Origin of the sequence: Williamsia sp., assembly GCF_016462415.1 — a bacterium.
Taxonomy (GTDB): Bacteria; Actinomycetota; Actinomycetes; order Mycobacteriales; family Mycobacteriaceae; genus Williamsia_A.
Genome location: NZ_JAEMTF010000218.1, coordinates 1 through 2,165, shown reverse-complemented (window position 1 = coordinate 2,165; position 2,165 = coordinate 1). Strand labels below are relative to the sequence as shown.

Below are 2,165 nucleotides of genomic sequence, written 5' to 3'. Positions count from 1 at the left end.
GGCGGACCCCGCCCGAGCCCGGGCAGCATGCCTCCCCGTCCCAACCCCGGCGCGATGCCGTCGCGTTCGGCGCGTCCCGCACCCGGTGCGGGCGGTCCCGGTCGCCCCGGCGCCCGTGGTGGCCCCGGCGGTGCCGGTGGTGGCCGTCCCGGTGGTGGTGGCGGTGGATACCGCGGTGGCGGTGCTCCCGGCGGCGCCCCCACGGGTGGTCCCCCCGGTGGTTTCCGTGGTCGTCCCGGTGGCGGCGGTGTTCGTCGCGGTGGCGGTGCCGCGGGTGCGTTCGGTCGCCCCGGTGGTGCTCCCCGCAAGGGCCGCAAGTCCAAGCGTCAGAAGCGCCAGGAATACGACTCGATGCAGGCGCCCGCCGTCGGCGGCGTCCGGTTGCCGCACGGCGACGGTCAGACGATCCGACTGGCACGCGGTGCGTCGCTGGTCGACTTCGCCGACAAGATCGACGCCAACCCGGCCGCCCTGGTCCAGGCCCTGTTCAACCTCGGCGAGATGGTCACGGCCACCGAGTCGGTGAACGACGAGACGCTGGAACTGCTCGGCGGCGAGATGAACTACGTCGTCCAGGTCGTCAGCCCGGAGGACGAGGACCGCGAGCTGCTCGACAGCTTCGACCTCACCTACGGCGAGGACGAGGGTGGCGAGGAGGATCTCGAGCAGCGTCCGCCGGTGGTGACCGTCATGGGTCACGTCGACCACGGTAAGACGCGACTGCTCGACTCGATCCGTAACGCGACCGTCCGTGAGGGCGAGGCCGGCGGCATCACGCAGCACATCGGTGCCTACCAGGTGCTCACCGAGCTCGACGGCAACGAGCGTCTGGTCACGTTCATCGACACCCCCGGTCACGAGGCGTTCACCGCCATGCGTGCCCGTGGTGCGAAGGCCACCGACATCGCGATCCTCGTGGTCGCGGCCGACGACGGCGTCATGCCGCAGACGGTGGAGGCCATCAACCACGCGCAGGCGGCCGACGTGCCGATCGTCGTGGCGGTCAACAAGATCGACAAGGAAGGTGCGGATCCGCAGAAGATCCGCGCGCAGCTGACCGAATACGGACTGGTGGCCGAGGACTTCGGTGGCGAGACCATGTTCGTCGACATCTCCGCGAAGCAGGGCACGAACATCAACGCCCTGCTCGAAGCGGTGCTGCTGACGGCGGATGCCGCACTCGATCTGCGTGCCAACCCCGACATGGACGCCCAGGGTGTCGCGATCGAGGCGCACCTCGACCGTGGCCGTGGCCCCGTGGCGACCGTGCTGGTCCAGCGCGGAACGCTGCGGGTCGGCGACTCGATCGTCGCCGGCGACGCCTACGGGCGCGTCCGACGCATGGTCGACGAGCACGGTGCCGACGTCACCGAGGGTCTGCCGTCGCGTCCGGTGCAGGTCATCGGTTTCACCTCGGTGCCCGGTGCCGGCGACAACCTGTTGGTCGTCGACGAGGACCGGATCGCCCGTCAGATCGCCGATCGACGCAACGCTCGCAAGCGCAACGCACTCGCCGCGCGCAGCCGCAAGCGGATCAGCCTCGAGGATCTCGATTCGGCTCTGAAGGAGACCTCGCAGCTGAACCTGATCCTCAAGGGTGACAACTCCGGAACCGTGGAGGCCCTGGAGGAGGCGTTGGTCAACATCGACATCGGCGACGAGGTGACGCTGCGCGTCATCGACCGCGGTGTCGGCGGCGTGACCGAGACCAACGTCAACCTGGCGTCGGCGTCGAACGCGATCATCATCGGGTTCAACGTCCGCGCCGAGGGCAAGGCCACCGAGCTCGCCAACCGCGAGGGTGTCGACATCCGGTACTACTCGGTGATCTACCAGGCCATCGACGAGATCGAGAGCGCGCTCAAGGGCATGCTCAAGCCGATCTACGAAGAGGTCGAGCTGGGCCGTGCGGACATCCGTGCGATCTTCCGTTCGTCGAAGGTCGGCAACATCGCCGGCTGCCTGGTCACGTCGGGCATCATGCGGCGCAACGCCAAGGCGCGTCTGCTGCGTGACAACGTCGTGGTGGCCGAGAACCTCACGATCTCGTCGCTCAAGCGTGAGAAGGACGATGCGACCGAGGTGCGCGACGGCTACGAATGTGGTCTGACCATCACCTACGGTGACATCAAGGTCGACGACGTCATCGAGACGTACGAACTGGT

Annotated in this window: 1 protein-coding gene; it reads left to right on the top strand. The window is 68.4% G+C overall.

The annotated features are described in order from the left end of the window. Window positions 1-2,165 (top strand): translation initiation factor IF-2 (gene infB, locus JHC79_RS23490; RefSeq protein WP_296395469.1); only part of this gene is annotated, 2,165 nt, incomplete at both ends.